Below are 17,467 nucleotides of genomic sequence, written 5' to 3' on the forward strand. Positions count from 1 at the left end.
GGTACCGGTTCCTATGTCCGGTACCTGGTGAAGAGGACTCAGTGTTCAGGTAAAACGATGTGGCACCTAGGCGGACGCGCAAAGCGGTTTTAGCCATCGCTGCGCCCCTCAGATTCAGCGACCATGCGCAACATGAGGTTGATGCCGCAGGCCTGGGCCAACTGCGTCAGTTCACTGACCGTGGTGCTGGGCTCTTGCATGGCCTGGCCGAATCGAACTAGGCGGGAGCCGAGCTGGTTGAATTCGTTCTGAAGAGCAGTCCGGCTGCCACCGGGCTTTGTGGCTGTCATGGTTGCACCGCCATTTTTTCTACGAAGGATTCGACAGGGATGGCCTTGTTAGGTAGATCGCGAGAATCCGTGTTGGGGTTGTTCCTTTCCCGGACTGGAGAGGCCCGCTCAAGTGCATCGGCTAGGGCATCCAGCATCAGTTCCTGTCGTCGATTGCTGTCGAGGTATTGCTTCATGGTTGCTTCTCCGTGGTCTTGGCTGAGTGCCATTTGTTGATGATGTGGACGACGATGCAGGTGGTGCAGATAAGCCACAGGGCCGAACCTGCGAACCCGACGAGGACCGCACCGGTGGATGGGCTGCTGACCATTTCCGGCGCAGCAAAGCCAAACCAGGCGACCGTAAGCGCGACGTAGACGAACATGAACAGCAGGACCTCAAGCAACCACGTTGCCGACAAGCGTTTTTGAATCATGGCTTTCTCCAGGGCGAACAAAGGCCCGCCGCGTTGATGGCTTTCGCAAAAAATAGTGAGTGCTCTTGATTCGCAATGAGGTGGCGAAGGAGTGGCTGTAAATTAGCAATAGCTAAATAAATTAGCAAACTGTTTTGATTATTTCCGGTTCGCTAATTTTCTAGGGCTTGACTCGTAGTGGCGAAATAATGGTGGTAGATTTGCCAGCGTGCGTTGAGTGCCGAGCTCGCTTCAACCACGTCGAGCCCGGCCAAGGACTACAACTTCCAGCAGAGGATGAGCATAGGCATCCTAGGCCACGTCTTCTGGTGGGGCGTGTGCGCAAGATAAGCAGGCTTCGCTACCTGCGAACCGTTTCAAGCTGCTACGTAGCGCCACAAAGTTCACGGAATGAAATCCACCGCCAATGCAAAAGCCTGATTTCCCTGCGCTACTACCACCTGGCATGCATGCCAAATCCCTGCAGGAAATTTACGACCTTGCCGTTGCCCCATTTCCGGATGATGCGCGCAGATCGGATCTATTTCGGAAGCTCTCAGTTTGGAGCGAGGCTCTTGTAGCTGCAGGCGTGACGGGGACTATTTGGATCGACGGGTCATTTCTTACCGCCAAGCCAAACCCTGGCGACATCGATTGCGTGATATGGAGCCCGAATTGGCGTAACCCGGCAGCAGCATCGACCGATGCACAGCAGCAAGTAGCGAGGTTGCTCGACCACGCTACGGCCGAGGCGATTTATGACCTAGACTTGTATCTCGAAACACCTGCTGCTGATCAGGTTTTCCATCGGGAAGCTTACTGGCGAGGTATCCTAGGGTCTTGTCATGATCGAGTAACGGCGAAGGGATTCGCGGAGGTCACAATATGAGCAGCAGCTTCCTTCGCGAGCACGCCGCTTCTTTGAAAGAATTTGCGGAAGAGACTAAAGCTCGAGCAAAAAACAACCCGGATGATTTTTTTCTGCAATTGGCAGCAAAGAACCAAGAAGACACTGCGCGCTCCATTGTGAGCAAGGTTGCGCTTAGCGAGTCCGATGAACTCGGCGAGCTCGTTGACGTTCGCCTGATAGGTCCTCAAGCCAATGGCAGTATCCCGCTCGATAGCTTTCTAAATACAATCGGGCCGCTTTCCAAAGCCTGGAAGCTTGCCGCTCACCGCCTTCGCTACGGCAATGACGCTGTCCGTGGAGTGGCAAGTGACGTGCTAAATGCGCTCAACTTCAAACTCGCAGGGCTCGCCCACGGTTCTACTCATGTTTTCATCACTGGCAATGCCGCCCCTGATTTGACCGGTGATAGCCTGTTACAGGCAACGCTTACGCAGACATTCAGGCTGCTCAACTCCAATCAGGAAGACTTTTACGACGCAGTTGATGCTGTTGGTGGGAAATCGGCTCACCAGCTCAGTGAATTCATGAAAGGTCTAGGTAGTGCTGGTCTTGCCGTGCAGTTTTCTTGGCGGTCCTCCACTGGGCTGCAGACTTGGGATGGCCGACCAGACGAAATAACAAGAGTCCGGGCACTTCTGGACACTATCAACGAGCCAGAAAAGTATCAGGAAACCATTCAGGGCAACGTAGCAGGAATCACTGACACCGGCAGGCTAGCTATACGCACTGTCGAAGGTAAGGTCCTTGTGCGCTTCCCTCTAAAGCTTACTGAACAGGTTCAAAAGCTAAAAATTGCCTCACGAGCCGTAGTTTACGTTGAGACATCGAAATACTGGGACTCGGTCGAAAAGAAAGATATTTTCAAACGCCACCTCGTCTCGGTTGAATAACATCAACCATCAAAAGCCCGGCCAAGCGCCGGGCTTCTTGTTTCTGCTTACCGATTCTTGGCCGAATCGTAGACGCTGCTTCGTTCCCGCTTGCCGACGGCCAGCACCAGGATGACAATCCGTCCATCCTCAACGCGGTACACAAGTCGGTAGCCCGCGCTGCGCAATTTGATCTTGTAGCAATCCTTCATGCCGTGAAGTGCATCACCTGGCACTCGCGGCCCGGCCTGCCGTTCCTGGAGCTTTCGCAAGAACTGAAGGCGGATGGCGCCATCGAGCTTTCGCAGTTCTTTCAGCGCCTTCGGATCCCACTCGACGTCGTACTCAACGGCCATTGGCGATATCTGCCTCGGCCTCGCCAATGAGATCGTCGAGAGATACTCGAACAGGTGTTTCGTTGGCGTCGAGTCGTGCCTTGACCAGTTGGACCAGTTCCAGTTCGTCCAGGCGCTCAACCATGGCCTCGTAGACGTTTGCTGGGATCATATAACCCATAACGCGGTTGTGGTTCAGCACAGCCACAGGCATGCCGTTGGCGCCGCTCAAGACGGAGGAGGGATTCTTCTTGAGCTCGGATACGCTTACGGCCACGTCGGCCAGAATATTTTGCATAGATAAGACTCCTATATAGTCCTTTATTTTGGTCTTTTTATTTTGGGGTGGCAAGCGCGCTGGATTGGATTTCACGCTCCAGTCCGGTCAGTACACTGAAAGCGTGAGCCTGGTGTCGGCCTGTTTCGTTTTAGGATGACGGCAGGGCGGCAACCAGTTCCTCGAAGTCTGCTTCATCCTTCTCCAGATAAAGGGCTCCTTTGTGGGTCATTGCGAGCTGCTCACTGCCAATCTCCACAATGTCGACCAGGCCGAAAAGGGCCAACAGATCGAATCCCTCGGCCCTTGTCGCTTCCTGCTCTTCAAAATCTTCGTCGGCAAGTTGATCTGCGAGGTCTTGTGCCTCCTCGCGTGTTTCAAACAATTCGATGCCCTCTGGGGACCAATATTTAGAGCGATCGCTGTAGATAATTTTGCTTGGCCGCGCCGATGTCGTCAGGTAATACGCTTGCTTCCCCTCGAGTGCTTTGCGCTGCGGGTGCTCTGGTCCGCGGCGGATAACCCAGGCGCCGTTTGGCCCTCTGGCGCTGATATGGGGGATCAGGATCAGTTGGCGTACCCAAGGCGCATAGTCGAAGAAATTGATGGGTAGGGCGGGGCGGCCGAGGTAAATCTCGGATCCTCCGCATCTGAAGCTCGACCAGTGACTGTTTGGAGAGGACCAAGAGCCGGCGGGCTCATGCTCTCGCATCAGTTTAATAATCGCTGGGACCAGCTCCTGCGATTTACGCCCCATCATCGGCTTGCATCGCTTGAAGTACGCTACATCTTCGGCATCGTCCTCGGCCGGCAACGGGGCGAGCATCTCCTTCCCAATTTCTATGAATTCCCACTCCCAAAGGCCATCGCGCTGCATATCTACGGCTTCGTGATACTCATTATTGTAGGTGCGCAGCTGTTCGTCCCGGAGGGGGAGTACATCTGTTTCGCGCGCCGCTCTACCGGCGCTGGGATCCGATCTGATTGAGGTGATCGCTGCTTTCCAATCGCAACCCGGGCCGGACCAGATCAAGACCGCCTCGGGGAACGGTACACCTGATGCGTTCTCGATTGGATTGCCTGGGTAGTAGCGCACGAGCGACGGGGCGCCGAAGAAGGCCCTGGCCCAAACCCTGGTTGTGGGTAAGGCCCCTTTGGTTTGCACGCCGATTACCAGGTCCAGGTCGCCGCAAGTCATCGCGCCGCGGGCATAAGATCCCACGACCCAGATCGATGAGATTTCGATCTCCCCAGTGAACTCGCCATAAATGTCTTTGTGCGTGATGGTGCGAGCAAAGCACTCATCAAGCCTCTGGCAGATCCGGATCAGCTTCTTGGTAAATGAGTCGCGGGGGTATCGTTTTTCAGATGCGGACATGCTCTGGTCTCAGCAGGCGGGCGGGAGAGCGAACGTATCACTCGTAGTATTCAGATCACCATTAGCAACCGGTACAGGACGGCGCAGCGTAACGAGTAAGATGCAGCGGTCAACATCGATCTAGGTAGGAGCGCCCAGTCACTAGCTGGCACTGTTGCCAGTGGAATCGAAGACGGTCATGGCCAAGAGCAACCCGAAAAATTGCAGAAGGGCAAGCGAGCTAAGGAGGTGGCGCTGCTCGATCGTGTCGAGGCCGAGACACGCATGCTGATTATGTCGAAAGCGCACACAGATGTGCCAGCGCTGAGAGTTAATCCCATGTACACATTAGCTCAGCGATACCAGGCGGTAACTCTACCAGTACCTCTTTTTTTATTGACCAAAACAATCTGTATTCCGCTTGCCATTCATCTTCAACTGATTTTAGGAAGTGGCCACGCTGGTGGTCGGCTGTATAGTCGCAGAACCCGGCTATTGAAGATTCTCCAAGTTGATTATCAATACATTCCTTTAAAACTTTTATGCTTAAGATTCTTACACACGCTTTTTTGTTCAGCTTTTTTGCCACTATTCGAGTTAGTCGATAACTGAAAGAAAGAATTAGCCCGTCGTCTTCGTAGTAAGCGCCATCTACCACATCAGGAATTCTAACCCCCCCCGAACACGTTATTAGACATATTCACCGAAAGATGTCCCCCGCCAAAACAAACATAAGGAATAAGGGGCATAAGATCAATGGGTGAGCGGTGTATCAGGTTTTCGTCTGGCGTGAATACTCCACATCTCTCCGCTCTCTTGTAAGTGCTAGCAGGCTTGATAGGAATACGCCCTCCAGAAGTCCATGCGTCTGCATGCCACTGCTCGTTCAAGTACAGATAAATATTCATGAGATCGTGCCTATTCTTGGATAACTATACCGGCGGGGATCACCTATGTCTGCTCAGCAGAAGAAACGATCCTTAGATACCAAGATTTCAATACAAATCGGCTTCCGCGCTTAGGACGATGGGCTGCTAAGCCTCGACTGCATCAAGGCGGTATTTCTGAAGGTCTCGTATCTGACGAAACCAATAAAAACCGCTTGGCTTTTTCTTTGGTTTCGAACCGTTTAGCCCCACCAGGCTTGCATGAAGCGTACCGAAGCCCCTCGTGATCCGGGGGCGAGCCATAAAACCCCTCACCGTCACTGACGGTCATTTTAACAATCCAAGCCATAGCGTTGCTCCCTGATCCGGCCCCATGCGTGCCATCAACCAATAGCCCACAAACTTGAATCACGCCAACCTCGCAGCGAATGTTGTGGCTGAATCAGTTGAAGTCTAGCGCCTCAGAAAGCAACCCCGCCGACTCGGTGTAAGTCGCCAGATCAATGATCTGGCGAAGGAAAGCGACCATCGCCAGTTTCTGAGCGTCGTCTGGTAAACCTAACCATTTCAGCATCGCTCTCGCGTCTTCCTCTATTGCCGCGAGCGTATCGATGTCGCTTTGCAGTCTCACGTCGACCTCCGGATGGTGAGTTCGAACAAGTCATAGCTCAGGACTACGAATCACGCCAACCGCGAAGCCGGTGGAGTATTGGATTAATAGCAACGTCTTTGAATTCAAAGAGGATCTGGGGAAAGGCCTTTCGGGAACTGGTCGTAACCATCAAGTCGAATTGATCGGAAGAGCGTTCTCATTAACGATCTGGACGCCTCCTGGGCATGCGGAAAACCTCTTTCGAGCTGTCTCCACATCTCTCTCGCCATGGGTCTCAATTCGAGCCGGGCACCCACTCTCGCCGTATGGAGCCAAACCATTACCGCTGCGGCGTCCTGCGGCTTACCTTCTGCTTGCAGGCTTCGGATAATGCCGTGTAGCGCAGCAGGTGTTTCTGGTTTGAGGATGCAGGCACCAATTGGATCGCTCAAAATGAACCCTGCCTCTTCCAGACGGTTTCGAGCATCCGTCGCCAGCGCCACGACCATACCAATTTCATCGGCATCCATCTGCCTGAGCTGAGCAGTAAAAGAGGAGATTTCTACTTCCTGAATTCGAAGGTATCGAGCGAGCTTCCATTTCGTGAACAGGCCCATTTTTCATCCTTGACAGGTCTAGTGACTGTTTTCATCAACGATACGCCCGTTCCGGCTGAGGGATATCAGTACATGCTCGGGCATTTGTAGAACTTGATTGCCGAGCTGTCCAGGCCGGTACAGGCAATCACATAAAGCGTTTGAATGCTGGCCTTCTCTGCGATGAAGCCCTCGCAGGAGTAACCACACATCATGATCCTGGCGGTGAAGCAAACATTCTGTAGCTTGAGTTTGTACAAATCCTGAGGCCAGGTCATGCAGTCATAGTCGCCGAGAGGAGGGCAGGTGACTCGCTCGAGCCCGCCAGAAGCCAAGACGGTCGACCCCGCCAACTGATCAATCTCTCCATACCCCCACGCCATTTGGCTTATTCCAGTAACGATCAGCGGTACTACCCAGCGCAGTGCGGTCATCATCTTTCCATGATTCAAGTGGTAGGGCACCGACTCTACCAACCCCGGGCTTCGGCCTCAATGCTTGCTGATCTGGCCGTTCTGGTTGTGTTCCTACGATGAGCAGAAAGGCTATTACATTTTGCTAACGGGCTAGATAGACTGGCTGCTATTGCTGGTTGGATAGGCAGCTAACTCTGGCATAGGGGGAGTTGCGAGCTTAACCATAGCTCGTAAATCTGACTCCCTAGCCGACATGGAGGGGGTATGAGTATAGTAAAAAGTTATTTGGCCGGCAAAAAGGCAGGATATATATCGTTAAAAGATTTGATAGTTGGTGTTTCGGAGTCCAATGAGTGCAGCCATGGCGAGGCGGCCCTAGCTATTGCCTCTGTTATAGCAGAGCATCGAATTACCACATATAAAATGGAAGGCTTCTCTGCTAAGGATTTATTTAAAATGGCTGATGCTGCGCTTGTTGAAGCTAGTGAAAATAATGACTTTAATGTAACTATTAACTATAGGCTGGAGGAACAGTTTCCAGATGATATTCCATTCTGATTACAGTAGTCTCTTTATTAAGGAAAAGGATATTATTCCAAAGCTGAAACAGCTGGGTTTTGCCCTGCCTGATAGTTGGTGCGGAATAGGAGGTTCTGCGCCGCGCTGGCATAAGCTTTATGTTGGCAGACGAATGTTTTCTGCTGCAGAGGTTGTCAAGATTTTATGTGGGATAGACCCGGCATATAACGGTCCTCTAGATGGGGCCGATGACCTTGAATATGACCGATATATGGCATTGTTTATTGACTCTGTAAGGCATGGAGAGCTTGTGGGTAAGGTCGACGATACTCGTGAACAAGCCTACCTTTGGGAGGTTTCACATGACGATGTCAGATCTTGGTGTAAGGTCAACTCACTGGACTGGCCTTTTCGTCAAGCCAAAAACATTGAGCAAGACGATTTGTTGAGTGCTACTAAAGAGTTAGAACGAGTAGTAGAGCTTCAAGGGTTTCTTAATAGTGACCTTAGGGAGGAGGTGATGGCTCGGCTTGAGGCGGAAAAACGAGCAGAACAGGCCGAGTTGGCGTTAGAAGAGTGCCGACAGGAATTAGCGTTGGCGCGCTCTGGACTTGGAATGACCAATGCAAAATTAGCTGCTGAGGGCGGTAAAAAGGGCCTGACTTTTCCTTATGCCACTAAACAGCTAGAAGCCATGCGCGACGCCGCACTGGCTTATTGGATGGATCACGACAGATCGAAACCTGCACCTTATGGCATCCAAAAGACAGTCGGGACATTCTTGGCTGCTCGTACTGGAGAGAACGCTCGAAAGCTTGCAGAGCTAGCGGCAGCCATCAAGCCTGACGATCTTCCAAAAGGCTGACATAACAACCTGACATAGTGTCATGTCAGTATGTCAGGTGTTCCTGACAAGTAACTTGAGCCTTAATCTGTTTCCAGTCCCAATCAATGGCAGGAAACAGATATGTCCGAATTAATAGATCGAAATGCTTTACAGATAGCCAATACCATCATTCGTATGCCCGAGGTCGAGAAGATCACCGGCCTAGCACGCTCGACGATCTACAAACGCTTGAAAGCCGATCCAACATTCCCACGGCCTGTTCCTCTAAGTAACGCCAATACTCGCGGCTCACCTGTTGGATTTGTTTTGGCTGAGGTCCAAGAATGGGTGAGGCTGCGTATGACGATGAGATGCGCATCTATGGCGCAAAGGTATTCGGAAAATGACTAGAAGGGTGCGGAGTCATTCCTTTGGATAGCGCTTCCGAGGCTTGGGGCCCTTTGGAGTCGCAGTAAAGCCAACCATTTGATCAAGCTCTCCAAGTGCGAAGAACACTCGTTTCAGTGCTTCGCTGATCTTCTCATTGGACAGGCTCCCATCTTTCGTTCGATGTGTCTCATCAAGACTTAAAAGCAGTGCGTCCTTGTTGATGCTGGTCGTCATCCGCATCGGAGGAGGGGGGGCGTCGTCACTATTTTCAGCATCTGGGGCGATGCTCACCTCAACAGAAAGCCCCTTTTTCCGACCCGTTTCTATGAGGATATCAACGAGTTCACCCATACCCATTGACTCGGCGCGATGTGATGCAAAGCTTTCTTCAAGGCGGGAGATAATCTCCGCGTGCAACGAGCGAGAGCCTTGCCTGGCGCTTTCATCCAGCCGCTGACGAAGCTCGCTCGGCATGCGTATGGGATAGGGGGATATGGCGTGGCGATCGTTCATGACTGACCTGAATTTTGTATTAAGAGCAGTATGCGAAATGAATCAAAAAGACTCAATGAGTCAACTTGACTCTTTTTTTGGTTGAGTTAATATGAGTCCACAAATGATGCGGAGGAAGGTATGAAAGACGCGCACAAGGTGGCCCCCTACAGCTTGCGAATTGACGAGCAGCTTAAGGCGCGGGCAAGGGAGGCTGCTGTAGTACATCGCCGCAGCCTGAATGCAGAGCTTGAACAGTTGATTGAAGAGGGGTTCAAGTGGCGGGAAATTCAAAACAAGCAGGCCATAGCCTGAAACGAAGAAGCCCCGACGAGGTGAGATTCGTCAGGGCTTCGGGAAACGAGATCAGCTTCGAGGAAGAAATCGTCATGAATAAGCATACCGAAGTAAACGAAAAACTCAATGCTGGCGCTAGCAGGGCGCCGGTAACTGCAGAGAGCTCATTTGCCAGCTGCAACATCGAGCGCCAGGATTTGTTCTCTGTGCGCCCTGACGTTCCGGCCTGGGATGCTTTGAGCGAGGCATCGTGCATCCTACATAGCGTGAAGGAGGTGCTGGTTGAGGCCGGGATGGAAACAATTGTTATCTCTCCGAATCAGGCCTGGTTGCTCTACAAAGCAGTGGAGTCAGCTAAAGCTGTCGTTGACTCCGTGCACGAAGGCCTGGACAAATTCGTATGAACATCTCATTAAGCGATCCGCGCCAGCCAGCAGGCACCGCGACACAATTTGTTGATTCGAAAAACGTGTCGCGGACCACTATGTCTTCCCGCGAGATAGCGGACTTGACTGGAAAGCGCCATGACCATGTCATACGCGACATCCGGAACATGCTTTCCGAGCTGAAAATCATTGACCCCAATTTTGGGGGCACCTATCTGGACGGGGCAGGGCGCTCGATGCCCTGTTTCAATCTTGATCGAGAGCTGACCGAAACTCTGGTGACGGGCTATAGCATCCCACTTCGCCACAAGGTGATCCGTCGGCTTCATGAGCTTGAGGAGGCGCAAGCCAGGCCTGCCTTCGACATTGCGAGCCTAAACGATCCCAAGGTCCTCCTGGCCCTACTGACCGACAACGTCCGCAAGGTCGTATCTTTGGAGGCCGACAACACCGAGCTGACCAAAGAGAACCATCTTCTGGAAGCGAAGGTCGGGCAGGACGCACCAAAGGTGGCGTTCCACGACATGGTCACGGTATCCCACAAGAGGTATAACGCCGCCCAGGCCGCGAAGATCATCGGCACCGGCCGCACCAGGTTGTTGCAGTTCATGCGGCAGAAGGGGTGAGTGACCAGGACCAACGAGCCGTACCAAGCGAAGATCGAGGCCGGGTTGCTCGATGTGAAGCTGGGAACCTTTGAGCATCCAATAGACGGCACGGTACCCACATGCTCGACTCTGATCACTGGCAAGGGGCTGACCAAGCTTCAGGCCATGTGGCAGAGCAGGGAGGAGGATTTGCTGACGTAGCAGTGAAGATAGCCCGGCCTAGCGCCGGGCTTTCTGCATCTGGCTCAAGGCTTTTCGGCGTTCGCCTTCTCAAGCAGCCCGGCGATGCCCTCAAGCAGTATCAGGTCCGATTCCTTCAGCCTTCCCTTCGCCGCGGCTCTGGCCAGCTTCTCAATGACTGCGATCGCCTTTGGTGAAGCGTTCTGCTGCATAGCCTGATAGGCCGGCGACTGGTCACGCACGCTTTCCTGGCGAGTGAACTCACCCTCAATGACATTCGAACCATACCCGCCGGGGTTGACCAGAACGCCTGGTGCCAGCCCGATCTTCTTCTCGAGGTTGAGCGCTGCTTTCTCGCCCAGGCCTCGATGCCCATTGAGAATCTGGGACAAATAGGAAGCGTCCAGATCGTGCTGGTCGGCGAAGTCTTTCTGACTGAGTGGGCCGATTACGCGCCGCAGCGCTTCGACCCGGAGAGTTTTCATATCCATCCGCGAATAGTGTCCCTGCGTTAGCAAACAGTAAATTATAAAATGCTATTGCTATTTAATTTAGCAATATGTAATGTGAAGCCTCTTAGGAGGAACACCATGACGCTAATAGAACTCATGCGCTCCCTGGACGCCGTTTCGCTGGACTCCCTGGCTAAGCGTTGCGACACCAGCGTGGGCCAACTCAGGCAGGTTGCTCTCGGCTTTCGTCGTGCCAACCCCGCCCTTGCTATCAAGCTCGAGCGCGAAACGAAGAGGGCGGTGGTCTGCGAAGACCTCCGACCCGATATCGATTGGGCGTACCTGCGCAACTCCCAACTCAAGACCGCATAAGCGAGCCTTACCGAGGGCGCACATTTTCGCCTTGGGCAGGACGTTCCGCCACGACAACCACGAAGAGGTTTCCCGAAATGGAACAGGTACATCGCGCAATTCACGAGGCGGTTCTAGAGGCGGGACCGAAACAGTTGGCTCACCTGATGGGGATGAGTCACACCGCGCTACTCAATCGAGTCAACCCGAACGATGACTCCCATCGGCTGAACTTCGAACAGTTCCTGCAAATCCTGGTGCACAGCAAAAACCCTGAACCCCTTGAGCTCCTGGCAAGCGCGTTGGGTTACGCCCTGGTGCCGCAGGCACGGCCGGCGAGCAAGAACCTCATCGAAGCGCTGATACACCTCGCAGCCGAATACGGGGACGTTTCCCGCCTGGTTCACGACGCGCTTTCCGATGGCCGGGTTTCACCTTTTGAGAAGGCAAATATTCAGAAAGAGATCGGCCATGTGCGGCAGAGCTTGCTGGTGTTGGAGGAGTCGGTGAAGGCAGCTTGAACGGCAGGCCAATAAATTTTGCCTGGTGCAGAAAGCAACAAACCCGGCGGGAACCGGGCTCATCTAATCGTCCTGTGCAACCAGGACAACACATCTCGTAGAGGTACTAATCATGGCACATGCAATTCGCAATGAACAAGCTCGCGTATTGGCAACGATTAATTTTCCGCTTGTGCGTACTCGCGACGATCTTAGCTTTACTGCGCGTGACTCGGAGGGACGCCTCATCAACTGGCCTAGGAACAATCCAGGTGTCGCTTCGGATTGGGAGAAGGGAATGGCTTTCGTTGACCAGGAAGTGAGTTCGCTGGCCGCGTTCAACGAGACCGAAGCGTACGAGGCGATCCAGTTCGCGATCGTAGGAATGGGAGGGCGCACCACCTGCTTGGAAATTGGATTCGTTCAGCAGATAGCCAAAGCAGCTGTGCTGGGGCTACGAGCCATGCGAAACGGCACAGAGCAGTTTGAGCCGTCGGAACAGGAGGACGACCAATGAGTCTTTCCGCAGATGTCACCGTTATCGCCGCCTCACATCAGATATCTGAATTTCTCGCAGTTGAACCTGAGCTCTTGAACGACGCCGTGATTGATGCGCGGGACATGTGCTCGATGAACTTTGCCCGGGAGGAGCACCAGAAGCTGGAGAAAATCCTGCTGACCTTCGTGATTCCGGCCATGGGCGGCTACGACAATGAGCTGGCCTGTGACATAGCGCGCCACATCGAGCAGATCCGCACCTTCAGCGGTAACTTTTGTTGGAAACATCGCCACTTAGGCGCGTCGCACGGTGTAGTGGGCAAGCTGGGCGAGCCGGGGAAAGGTGGACGCAATGAATAAGGATCATCCATCTCATGAGGTGCCGTTGGCCACCGTCATCGATGAGTCCTACATGGAGAGGTTCACCAATGACCAACTGGCCTACAAAGCCTGGATCGGCATGGACTTGGTGCAAGAGGTCCTGTGGAGTGAGGAGGGTGCCCAGGACTGCATGCAAGACGCCAAGTTCGAAGCATCCCAAGCCTGCATAGCCCTCCGCGTGTTGGTGCGCCGTCTTACCGGCATGGACGCTGACATCCTCCGACAGGCTGTGCTGCAACGGCAGTTGGAGGCGCTGGTTCTGTGCCCTGAGGTTGATCAATTTCCGGTAGGGGAGACCGTGCAATGAACATTCGTCTCCAAACGCAAACCGCAGAGAAAGGTCCGGTGTCGGTGATCGCCGGCCCATGGCCCAGCTACGCGTCCTTCAGAACCCTCCCAGAGCGAGAGCGCTGGGTGCTGTATGGCAGCGCCAAGGCGTACCGCGAAGCGCTGGAAAATCAGGGGTTCGTCATGGCTGAGAACTACTCTGACTTCATCAACCGTGTATGCCGCGAACTGGATATCTGACATGAAAAATTACGGTTTTGTTTTCATCCTTTTTTGCCCGGTCATGCCTGGCGTTTACATGCTTGGGTGCACTCGCGGCTCACCCACTCGGGTTGCTGAGGAAATGTCCCTGTCGCCAGGTGCCCCTGATGACTTTATCGTCGCCTATTACGCTGAAGTTGAGGAGCCCGAGGCCTATCTCGAAGGCGTAATGGATCTATTCGAAGACCAGCGCTTTTCGCCAGGTCGAGCTTTTTTCTCTGTAAAGATGATTGAGTTGCTGAAGGCGCTCGATGGCGACGGTGAGCCACACTCAACGTGGGATAGCGACATGGCCATTGAGGCGCGCAACCCCGGCAAGGTTGGCGGCTCTCAGCCGCTTTGGTTTGAGCAACCACTGCACAGCCCTGGCTACCTGGAGCGGTTGAGAAGGGGGCGGGAATGAGCACCATCATCATGAGCGCCTGCTGGCCGCTTCAGGGCATGAGTCCTGCGCAGAAGGCTGTGCTGATCTCCCTTTCTGATAACGCGAATGACGATGGCGTGTGCTGGCCATCTATAACCAAGATCGCCTCCAGGACCTGCCTTTCCGTTCGCGCGGTCCAGGGTGCAGTTCGGTGGCTTTGCGAGGTGAATTTGCTCGCAATGAACTCTCGGAATGGACGGTCGACCGTCTACACAATAACCCCCGCAGCATATGCACCCCCGCAGGAAGTGCGCACCGCAGATGCTGCACCCGCCCCCGCAGCAGATGCACCGCCACCCAAGCAGCATCTGCACCACCCCCCCGCAGATGCTGCACCCATAACCGTAATAGAACCTAAAAGTGAACCATCAAGGAAACGTAAAGGGGCGAACGAATCGTTCACCGTCGACCAAATGCTTGAACTGGCACCACTAGATCTGACTGAGCAAACGGCCCGTGATTACTTCCAGTTCCGCAAGAAGAGAGGCCCGCTCAACACGACGATATGGAACACGGTTCTGACTGAGCTCGAAGAATGCCGGAAGGCTGGTATTGATGCCGACAAGGCATTGGCGGAGGCGATGACCGCGGGCTGGCAAGGATTCAAAACCGAATGGTTGGTTAACCGACTGAAACCCGCTGCGTCCCCCAAGCAATCGGCCTATACCGGCCTGCCTAACCACACGCACGAATACCCGGAGGTAGCACATGGCTCGAATTTCTAATTTCTGCCCCCAGCCGCGTGTCCGCTTCTTCGATATCGAGTGCTCGAAACATGGCCAAGTGAGTAGTTCAGAGACCGAGCAATTCGATGGCTCCATGCTTGCGCGCGGATGCAAGAACTGCCACTGGGAGGCGTTGAACATCGCTTCAGCAGAGAGCGAGGAACATATCCAGGCACGCAACCGGAAGAAGGCCGAGGAGCTGAACAAGCTGCTCGTGGGTTCGGGGATCACGCCGCGGTTCAGCAGCTGCACCTTCGGCAGTTACAGAACCGCCGGAGGTGTGGATGCCATGGCGAAAGCCCTGAAGCTTTGCGAGGGCTATGTTGATCAGTTCCACGATAACTATGAGGCCGGTCGCTCATTGATCCTCTCCGGAAACGTGGGCAACGGGAAAACACATCTGGCCTGCGCGATAGTCCAGGCCGTGATTCGGGAACACCGCGCCAAGGCCGTTATTGCCTCTGCTGCTGAGATCATTCGAGTATTCAAAGGGGCAATGGATCGCGGCGTTGGATACACCGACCGGGATGTTCTAGATGAGCTCGCGAGTTTTGACCTTCTGGTTATCGATGAGGTGGGAGCCCAGGCCGGTACCGCATACGAGCTGGGAGTGCTTCACGAGGTAATTGATCGGCGCTACCAGCTCGTCCTGCCTACCGTGGTGGTATCTAACCTGGCCGCGGCCGACCTGGGACGCTACATCGGAGATCGCGCCCTGGATCGACTTCGAGAAGGTGGAGGCTTGGCCGTAGGGTTCAGTTGGGCTTCGGCGAGGGCTGCCGTATGAACGACTATCGCGAGCTGTACAGTGACGAGGCCGAACACGCGCTGCTCGGCGCTCTGATGCTGGATGGCGAGTTGTTCGATTCGATCACCGCCAGCGTCACCACGGCTGACTTCCACGATCCGGAAAACGCGGCGCTGTTCCAGGTGATACTGGAGCTGCACGCCACCGGCGCACCGGTTGACCCCGTGACACTTCACGACTTCAAGCCCTATTTGCCCAGTGGCGGTGCGACCATTGCCTACGCCGGTGAGCTGGCGAAGAATACGCCCAGCACTGCCAACTGGCGGGCTTATGCTCGAACAGTGACCGATCGGGCGGTACTCCGCCGCCTGGTGGACGCTGCCGATGCTGTGCGTGACTCAGCCAACGAGAACCGGCCTGTGGCGGAGATCATCGCTAGCGCCCAGCAGGCCATGGCGGATCTGCGAGACCTGGATACCGGCGAACCCGACTACAAGCGCATGGATGAGGTGGTGTCCAGAAACATCGACATCATCGACTCCAAGTTCAACAAAACCCTGAACACAGGGCTTTCTACAGGCCTGGCAGACCTGGACAAGCTGATTCGCGGTCTGCGTAAAAAAACTGTGACCATCGTCGCCGGCCTGCCTGGCAGCGGCAAGACAACGCTCGGCCTGCAAATCGCCCAACACATCGCCTGTACAGGCCTTGGCGTTGGCATGGTGTTCTCGTTGGAGATGCCCGAGGAAGAGCTTGGCAACCGCGCGCTGGCATCCCTGGGCAGCGTCGATCTGCAGGTGCTGGATAACGGGCAATTACAGGATGAGGACTGGCCGCGCCTGACGTCGGCGGTCAACAGGATCATGAACAAGCCGCTGTACGTCAGCGACAAGTCCGGTCTGACAGTCCCGCGCATCCGCAGCATCTGCCGCCAGGTCAAGCGCAAGCATGGTCTGGACGTGGTGGTGATTGATTACATCGGTCTGATCGGCGCCGACGGCAAGGCGTTCAACCGTACCGCCGAGCTCGGGAAGATCTCCACCGGCATCGTCAACATCGCCAAAGAGCTGGAGGTGCCGGTGATCCTGCTGGCCCAACTCAACCGCGACTCTACAAAGCGCCCGGGCAAGAAGCCAATAGCTTCGGATCTGCGCGATTCCGGGCAAATCGAGGCCGACGCCCACTGCATCATCCTGGTCCATCGCGACATGGACTCGGAGGAGGGGCAGAACGGTGTCACGGAACTGTTGATGCCCAAGTGCAGGCACGCGCCGGTAGGGTCATGCCTGGTCCAGCAACAGGGCAAGTTTGCCCGCTTCGTCAATTTCGCCGGCCGCGAGCCAACGCAGGACGAGGTCGAAGCAAATCGACCCTTCGCCAGTCGCTTCAAGGGGAGAGCAAATCATGAGTAACATCACGGCGGCATTGCCGCGCAAGAGCATGAGTGAGTTGGAGCGGCGTTTCCTCAAGATCGCTGGTGAGGAGCTGGCAGAGGTGAAAGTCGGCGGCCCGCTCGCTCTGGCCTATCTCTTGGACATGGTTGGCAGTTGGCACGGCAACCGCGCCCAGATCGGCTTCCACGATTTCGGCCAGCGCTGGCTGATCGAGGGCAACGCGAAGAACAAACCAGCTGATCGGTTGCTGCGTGACTTGTTCGGTTTAAGCGATCCGGACCCGAGGAAAGCCGCATGAAAAAGCGCACATATCTGGATAAGCCCCTGGGAGACACCGAGTACTTGCTGGAACAGTGGGGCTGGTGGCGCATGAGTGGGATGGGTGTACCACGCTACATCTCGCCGCTTCTGGCTCTGATGCGGGACAACGTTCAGATGTCGAGCAATTCCACGAGCTACGTGATCACCGATGATCAGGCTCTCGCAGTGGATTCGGCAGTGGCCAAGCTGACACAGCGCAACGGCCAGATAGGTCTTTTCCTTTGGCTTTACTTCGGAGCCAAGTGGACGATGGTGAGAGTAGGGGAGTCAGCCGGAATGTCTGAACGTTCAGCAAGGGAGCTAATAAAATCCGGCGTAGGTTGGATTGACGGTATTTTGCATGGGATGAGTGACGCGGCGTAGAAAGCTCTTTCATGCCGGATAAACACCTGTTTTCATAGCACGGTGTTCAGCTTTTCAAGCGCGACACCACAGAGGAAGCCCGGCCATTGAGTCGGGCTTTTTTGTGTCCAAATTTCGGCGAATCCGCTCCCCACGGAATT

General features: G+C 54.5%; 30 protein-coding genes and 1 pseudogene. 20 read left to right on the forward strand and 11 right to left on the reverse strand.

From position 1 onward, the window contains the following. Positions 1-89 precede the first annotated feature (89 nt). From J7E36_RS10020 to J7E36_RS10030, 3 genes are read right to left on the reverse strand one after another with little or no spacing between them, the layout of a single operon-like run. Positions 90-290: a hypothetical protein gene (locus tag J7E36_RS10020; protein ID WP_215002356.1), complete on the reverse strand. Its 201-nt coding sequence runs from the start codon at positions 288-290 to the stop codon at positions 90-92. Then, positions 287-466, reverse strand: a complete 180-nt coding sequence (locus J7E36_RS10025) for a hypothetical protein (protein ID WP_215002358.1) — start codon at positions 464-466, stop codon at positions 287-289. Before J7E36_RS10025 ends, J7E36_RS10020 begins: the two co-directional genes overlap by 4 nt. After that, positions 463-705, reverse strand: a complete 243-nt coding sequence (locus J7E36_RS10030) for a hypothetical protein (protein WP_215002360.1) — start codon at positions 703-705, stop codon at positions 463-465. The genes J7E36_RS10025 and J7E36_RS10030 overlap by 4 nt, the downstream gene beginning before the upstream one ends. A gap of 406 nt (positions 706-1,111) precedes the next feature. Here J7E36_RS10030 and J7E36_RS25525 point away from each other — a divergent pair, with 406 nt between their 5' ends. Continuing rightward, positions 1,112-1,573: a DUF6932 family protein gene (locus tag J7E36_RS25525; protein WP_435304167.1), complete on the forward strand. Its 462-nt coding sequence runs from the start codon at positions 1,112-1,114 to the stop codon at positions 1,571-1,573. Next, on the forward strand, positions 1,570-2,484 hold the full coding sequence (locus J7E36_RS10035) for a hypothetical protein (RefSeq protein WP_215002362.1): 915 nt from the start codon (positions 1,570-1,572) through the stop codon (positions 2,482-2,484). Before J7E36_RS25525 ends, J7E36_RS10035 begins: the two co-directional genes overlap by 4 nt. A gap of 47 nt (positions 2,485-2,531) precedes the next feature. Here J7E36_RS10035 and J7E36_RS10040 read toward each other — a convergent pair whose 3' ends face one another. The 6 genes from J7E36_RS10040 to J7E36_RS10065 all read right to left on the reverse strand — a co-directional run bounded on the left by J7E36_RS10040 (position 2,532) and on the right by J7E36_RS10065 (position 6,941). Then, positions 2,532-2,819, reverse strand: coding sequence for a type II toxin-antitoxin system RelE family toxin (locus J7E36_RS10040; RefSeq protein ID WP_215002364.1), 288 nt, complete (start codon positions 2,817-2,819; stop codon positions 2,532-2,534). Then, on the reverse strand, positions 2,809-3,096 hold the full coding sequence (locus J7E36_RS10045) for a type II toxin-antitoxin system Phd/YefM family antitoxin (RefSeq protein WP_215002366.1): 288 nt from the start codon (positions 3,094-3,096) through the stop codon (positions 2,809-2,811). The genes J7E36_RS10040 and J7E36_RS10045 overlap by 11 nt, the downstream gene beginning before the upstream one ends. A 130-nt stretch (positions 3,097-3,226) precedes the next feature. Next, positions 3,227-4,453, reverse strand: coding sequence for a hypothetical protein (locus tag J7E36_RS10050; protein WP_215002368.1), 1,227 nt, complete (start codon positions 4,451-4,453; stop codon positions 3,227-3,229). Positions 4,454-5,761: 1,308 nt separating this feature from the next. Further along, positions 5,762-5,950: a hypothetical protein gene (locus J7E36_RS10055; protein WP_215002375.1), complete on the reverse strand. Its 189-nt coding sequence runs from the start codon at positions 5,948-5,950 to the stop codon at positions 5,762-5,764. Between the two features lie 104 nt (positions 5,951-6,054). Next, the gene (locus tag J7E36_RS10060) at positions 6,055-6,528 is read right to left on the reverse strand and encodes a hypothetical protein (RefSeq protein ID WP_215002377.1); all 474 of its coding nucleotides are present in this window, start codon (positions 6,526-6,528) and stop codon (positions 6,055-6,057) included. Positions 6,529-6,593: 65 nt separating this feature from the next. Continuing rightward, on the reverse strand, positions 6,594-6,941 hold the full coding sequence (locus J7E36_RS10065) for a hypothetical protein (protein ID WP_215002379.1): 348 nt from the start codon (positions 6,939-6,941) through the stop codon (positions 6,594-6,596). A 246-nt stretch (positions 6,942-7,187) separates the two neighbouring features. Between J7E36_RS10065 and J7E36_RS10070 the strand changes: the two genes are divergently transcribed. The 3 genes from J7E36_RS10070 (at position 7,188) to J7E36_RS10080 (ending at position 8,679) form a co-directional block, all read left to right on the forward strand. After that, a complete protein-coding gene (locus J7E36_RS10070) occupies positions 7,188-7,481 on the forward strand; it encodes a hypothetical protein (RefSeq protein ID WP_215002381.1) in 294 nt (97 codons plus the stop codon). Next, positions 7,465-8,307 (forward strand): hypothetical protein, encoded by an 843-nt coding sequence (locus J7E36_RS10075; protein ID WP_215002383.1) that lies wholly within the window; start codon positions 7,465-7,467, stop codon positions 8,305-8,307. The genes J7E36_RS10070 and J7E36_RS10075 overlap by 17 nt, the downstream gene beginning before the upstream one ends. A 102-nt stretch (positions 8,308-8,409) precedes the next feature. Continuing rightward, positions 8,410-8,679: an AlpA family phage regulatory protein gene (locus J7E36_RS10080; RefSeq protein ID WP_231286373.1), complete on the forward strand. Its 270-nt coding sequence runs from the start codon at positions 8,410-8,412 to the stop codon at positions 8,677-8,679. Between the two features lie 12 nt (positions 8,680-8,691). Here the strand turns inward: J7E36_RS10080 and J7E36_RS10085 are convergent, their stop codons facing one another. Continuing rightward, a complete protein-coding gene (locus J7E36_RS10085; RefSeq protein WP_215002385.1) occupies positions 8,692-9,171 on the reverse strand; it encodes an Arc family DNA-binding protein in 480 nt (159 codons plus the stop codon). A 120-nt stretch (positions 9,172-9,291) separates the two neighbouring features. Here J7E36_RS10085 and J7E36_RS10090 point away from each other — a divergent pair, with 120 nt between their 5' ends. From J7E36_RS10090 to J7E36_RS10100, 3 genes and pseudogenes are all read left to right on the forward strand, one after another. Further along, entirely contained in the window at positions 9,292-9,465 is a 174-nt protein-coding gene (locus J7E36_RS10090) for a hypothetical protein (protein WP_215002387.1), read from the forward strand. A gap of 74 nt (positions 9,466-9,539) precedes the next feature. Beyond that, positions 9,540-9,851 carry a DUF3077 domain-containing protein gene (locus J7E36_RS10095; RefSeq protein WP_215002390.1) on the forward strand — a complete coding sequence of 104 codons (312 nt, stop codon included), beginning with the start codon at positions 9,540-9,542 and terminating at the stop codon, positions 9,849-9,851. 80 nt (positions 9,852-9,931) lie between these two features. Next, positions 9,932-10,642: pseudogene (locus J7E36_RS10100) on the forward strand (phage antirepressor KilAC domain-containing protein). A gap of 44 nt (positions 10,643-10,686) precedes the next feature. Here J7E36_RS10100 and J7E36_RS10105 read toward each other — a convergent pair. Continuing rightward, positions 10,687-11,112 (reverse strand): hypothetical protein, encoded by a 426-nt coding sequence (locus J7E36_RS10105; RefSeq protein ID WP_215002392.1) that lies wholly within the window; start codon positions 11,110-11,112, stop codon positions 10,687-10,689. A 99-nt stretch (positions 11,113-11,211) separates the two neighbouring features. On the opposite strand from J7E36_RS10105, the gene J7E36_RS10110 reads away from it, so the two are divergent. The 12 genes from J7E36_RS10110 to J7E36_RS10165 all read left to right on the forward strand — a co-directional run bounded on the left by J7E36_RS10110 (position 11,212) and on the right by J7E36_RS10165 (position 17,327). After that, the gene (locus tag J7E36_RS10110) at positions 11,212-11,445 is read left to right on the forward strand and encodes a transcriptional regulator (RefSeq protein WP_215002394.1); all 234 of its coding nucleotides are present in this window, start codon (positions 11,212-11,214) and stop codon (positions 11,443-11,445) included. Between the two features lie 77 nt (positions 11,446-11,522). Beyond that, positions 11,523-11,945, forward strand: a complete 423-nt coding sequence (locus J7E36_RS10115; protein ID WP_215002395.1) for a phage regulatory CII family protein — start codon at positions 11,523-11,525, stop codon at positions 11,943-11,945. 112 nt (positions 11,946-12,057) lie between these two features. Continuing rightward, positions 12,058-12,441 carry a hypothetical protein gene (locus tag J7E36_RS10120; protein ID WP_215002397.1) on the forward strand — a complete coding sequence of 128 codons (384 nt, stop codon included), beginning with the start codon at positions 12,058-12,060 and terminating at the stop codon, positions 12,439-12,441. Beyond that, positions 12,438-12,782 carry a hypothetical protein gene (locus J7E36_RS10125; protein ID WP_215002399.1) on the forward strand — a complete coding sequence of 115 codons (345 nt, stop codon included), beginning with the start codon at positions 12,438-12,440 and terminating at the stop codon, positions 12,780-12,782. The genes J7E36_RS10120 and J7E36_RS10125 overlap by 4 nt, the downstream gene beginning before the upstream one ends. After that, on the forward strand, positions 12,775-13,110 hold the full coding sequence (locus tag J7E36_RS10130; protein ID WP_215002401.1) for a hypothetical protein: 336 nt from the start codon (positions 12,775-12,777) through the stop codon (positions 13,108-13,110). The genes J7E36_RS10125 and J7E36_RS10130 overlap by 8 nt, the downstream gene beginning before the upstream one ends. Continuing rightward, positions 13,107-13,331, forward strand: coding sequence for a hypothetical protein (locus J7E36_RS10135; RefSeq protein ID WP_215002403.1), 225 nt, complete (start codon positions 13,107-13,109; stop codon positions 13,329-13,331). Before J7E36_RS10130 ends, J7E36_RS10135 begins: the two co-directional genes overlap by 4 nt. Position 13,332: 1 nt before the next feature. Beyond that, positions 13,333-13,755: a GIY-YIG nuclease family protein gene (locus J7E36_RS10140; RefSeq protein ID WP_215002405.1), complete on the forward strand. Its 423-nt coding sequence runs from the start codon at positions 13,333-13,335 to the stop codon at positions 13,753-13,755. Next, positions 13,752-14,501: a helix-turn-helix domain-containing protein gene (locus J7E36_RS10145; RefSeq protein WP_215002407.1), complete on the forward strand. Its 750-nt coding sequence runs from the start codon at positions 13,752-13,754 to the stop codon at positions 14,499-14,501. Before J7E36_RS10140 ends, J7E36_RS10145 begins: the two co-directional genes overlap by 4 nt. After that, entirely contained in the window at positions 14,485-15,288 is an 804-nt protein-coding gene (locus J7E36_RS10150) for an ATP-binding protein (RefSeq protein WP_215002409.1), read from the forward strand. Before J7E36_RS10145 ends, J7E36_RS10150 begins: the two co-directional genes overlap by 17 nt. After that, entirely contained in the window at positions 15,285-16,661 is a 1,377-nt protein-coding gene (locus tag J7E36_RS10155; RefSeq protein WP_215002411.1) for a replicative DNA helicase, read from the forward strand. Before J7E36_RS10150 ends, J7E36_RS10155 begins: the two co-directional genes overlap by 4 nt. After that, positions 16,654-16,941, forward strand: coding sequence for a hypothetical protein (locus J7E36_RS10160; protein ID WP_215002413.1), 288 nt, complete (start codon positions 16,654-16,656; stop codon positions 16,939-16,941). The genes J7E36_RS10155 and J7E36_RS10160 overlap by 8 nt, the downstream gene beginning before the upstream one ends. Then, positions 16,938-17,327, forward strand: coding sequence for an antiterminator Q family protein (locus J7E36_RS10165; protein WP_215002415.1), 390 nt, complete (start codon positions 16,938-16,940; stop codon positions 17,325-17,327). Before J7E36_RS10160 ends, J7E36_RS10165 begins: the two co-directional genes overlap by 4 nt. Positions 17,328-17,467: the final 140 nt, after the last annotated feature.

The organism is Pseudomonas fluorescens, from assembly GCF_018614775.1.
GTDB lineage: Bacteria > Pseudomonadota > Gammaproteobacteria > Pseudomonadales > Pseudomonadaceae > Aquipseudomonas > Aquipseudomonas fluorescens_BY.

Excerpts from the sequence above, each read along its gene's own strand:
- J7E36_RS10075 (WP_215002383.1), top strand. The coding sequence starts at position 7,465 with ATGATATTCCATTCTGATTACAGTAGTCTCTTTATTAAGGAAAAGGAT.
- J7E36_RS10150 (WP_215002409.1), top strand. The coding sequence starts at position 14,485 with ATGGCTCGAATTTCTAATTTCTGCCCCCAGCCGCGTGTCCGCTTCTTC.
- J7E36_RS10030 (WP_215002360.1), bottom strand. The coding sequence starts at position 705 with ATGATTCAAAAACGCTTGTCGGCAACGTGGTTGCTTGAGGTCCTGCTG.
- J7E36_RS10125 (WP_215002399.1), top strand. The coding sequence starts at position 12,438 with ATGAGTCTTTCCGCAGATGTCACCGTTATCGCCGCCTCACATCAGATA.
- J7E36_RS10095 (WP_215002390.1), top strand. The coding sequence starts at position 9,540 with ATGAATAAGCATACCGAAGTAAACGAAAAACTCAATGCTGGCGCTAGC.
- J7E36_RS10105 (WP_215002392.1), bottom strand. The coding sequence starts at position 11,112 with ATGGATATGAAAACTCTCCGGGTCGAAGCGCTGCGGCGCGTAATCGGC.
- J7E36_RS10050 (WP_215002368.1), bottom strand. The coding sequence starts at position 4,453 with ATGTCCGCATCTGAAAAACGATACCCCCGCGACTCATTTACCAAGAAG.
- J7E36_RS10160 (WP_215002413.1), top strand. The coding sequence starts at position 16,654 with ATGAGTAACATCACGGCGGCATTGCCGCGCAAGAGCATGAGTGAGTTG.
- J7E36_RS10135 (WP_215002403.1), top strand. The coding sequence starts at position 13,107 with ATGAACATTCGTCTCCAAACGCAAACCGCAGAGAAAGGTCCGGTGTCG.
- J7E36_RS10020 (WP_215002356.1), bottom strand. The coding sequence starts at position 290 with ATGACAGCCACAAAGCCCGGTGGCAGCCGGACTGCTCTTCAGAACGAA.
- J7E36_RS10060 (WP_215002377.1), bottom strand. The coding sequence starts at position 6,528 with ATGGGCCTGTTCACGAAATGGAAGCTCGCTCGATACCTTCGAATTCAG.
- J7E36_RS10090 (WP_215002387.1), top strand. The coding sequence starts at position 9,292 with ATGAAAGACGCGCACAAGGTGGCCCCCTACAGCTTGCGAATTGACGAG.
- J7E36_RS10085 (WP_215002385.1), bottom strand. The coding sequence starts at position 9,171 with ATGAACGATCGCCACGCCATATCCCCCTATCCCATACGCATGCCGAGC.
- J7E36_RS10155 (WP_215002411.1), top strand. The coding sequence starts at position 15,285 with ATGAACGACTATCGCGAGCTGTACAGTGACGAGGCCGAACACGCGCTG.
- J7E36_RS10040 (WP_215002364.1), bottom strand. The coding sequence starts at position 2,819 with ATGGCCGTTGAGTACGACGTCGAGTGGGATCCGAAGGCGCTGAAAGAA.
- J7E36_RS10110 (WP_215002394.1), top strand. The coding sequence starts at position 11,212 with ATGACGCTAATAGAACTCATGCGCTCCCTGGACGCCGTTTCGCTGGAC.
- J7E36_RS10045 (WP_215002366.1), bottom strand. The coding sequence starts at position 3,096 with ATGCAAAATATTCTGGCCGACGTGGCCGTAAGCGTATCCGAGCTCAAG.
- J7E36_RS10025 (WP_215002358.1), bottom strand. The coding sequence starts at position 466 with ATGAAGCAATACCTCGACAGCAATCGACGACAGGAACTGATGCTGGAT.
- J7E36_RS10120 (WP_215002397.1), top strand. The coding sequence starts at position 12,058 with ATGGCACATGCAATTCGCAATGAACAAGCTCGCGTATTGGCAACGATT.
- J7E36_RS10080 (WP_231286373.1), top strand. The coding sequence starts at position 8,410 with ATGTCCGAATTAATAGATCGAAATGCTTTACAGATAGCCAATACCATC.
- J7E36_RS25525 (WP_435304167.1), top strand. The coding sequence starts at position 1,112 with ATGCAAAAGCCTGATTTCCCTGCGCTACTACCACCTGGCATGCATGCC.
- J7E36_RS10145 (WP_215002407.1), top strand. The coding sequence starts at position 13,752 with ATGAGCACCATCATCATGAGCGCCTGCTGGCCGCTTCAGGGCATGAGT.
- J7E36_RS10165 (WP_215002415.1), top strand. The coding sequence starts at position 16,938 with ATGAAAAAGCGCACATATCTGGATAAGCCCCTGGGAGACACCGAGTAC.
- J7E36_RS10065 (WP_215002379.1), bottom strand. The coding sequence starts at position 6,941 with ATGACCGCACTGCGCTGGGTAGTACCGCTGATCGTTACTGGAATAAGC.
- J7E36_RS10130 (WP_215002401.1), top strand. The coding sequence starts at position 12,775 with ATGAATAAGGATCATCCATCTCATGAGGTGCCGTTGGCCACCGTCATC.
- J7E36_RS10115 (WP_215002395.1), top strand. The coding sequence starts at position 11,523 with ATGGAACAGGTACATCGCGCAATTCACGAGGCGGTTCTAGAGGCGGGA.
- J7E36_RS10140 (WP_215002405.1), top strand. The coding sequence starts at position 13,333 with ATGAAAAATTACGGTTTTGTTTTCATCCTTTTTTGCCCGGTCATGCCT.
- J7E36_RS10035 (WP_215002362.1), top strand. The coding sequence starts at position 1,570 with ATGAGCAGCAGCTTCCTTCGCGAGCACGCCGCTTCTTTGAAAGAATTT.
- J7E36_RS10070 (WP_215002381.1), top strand. The coding sequence starts at position 7,188 with ATGAGTATAGTAAAAAGTTATTTGGCCGGCAAAAAGGCAGGATATATA.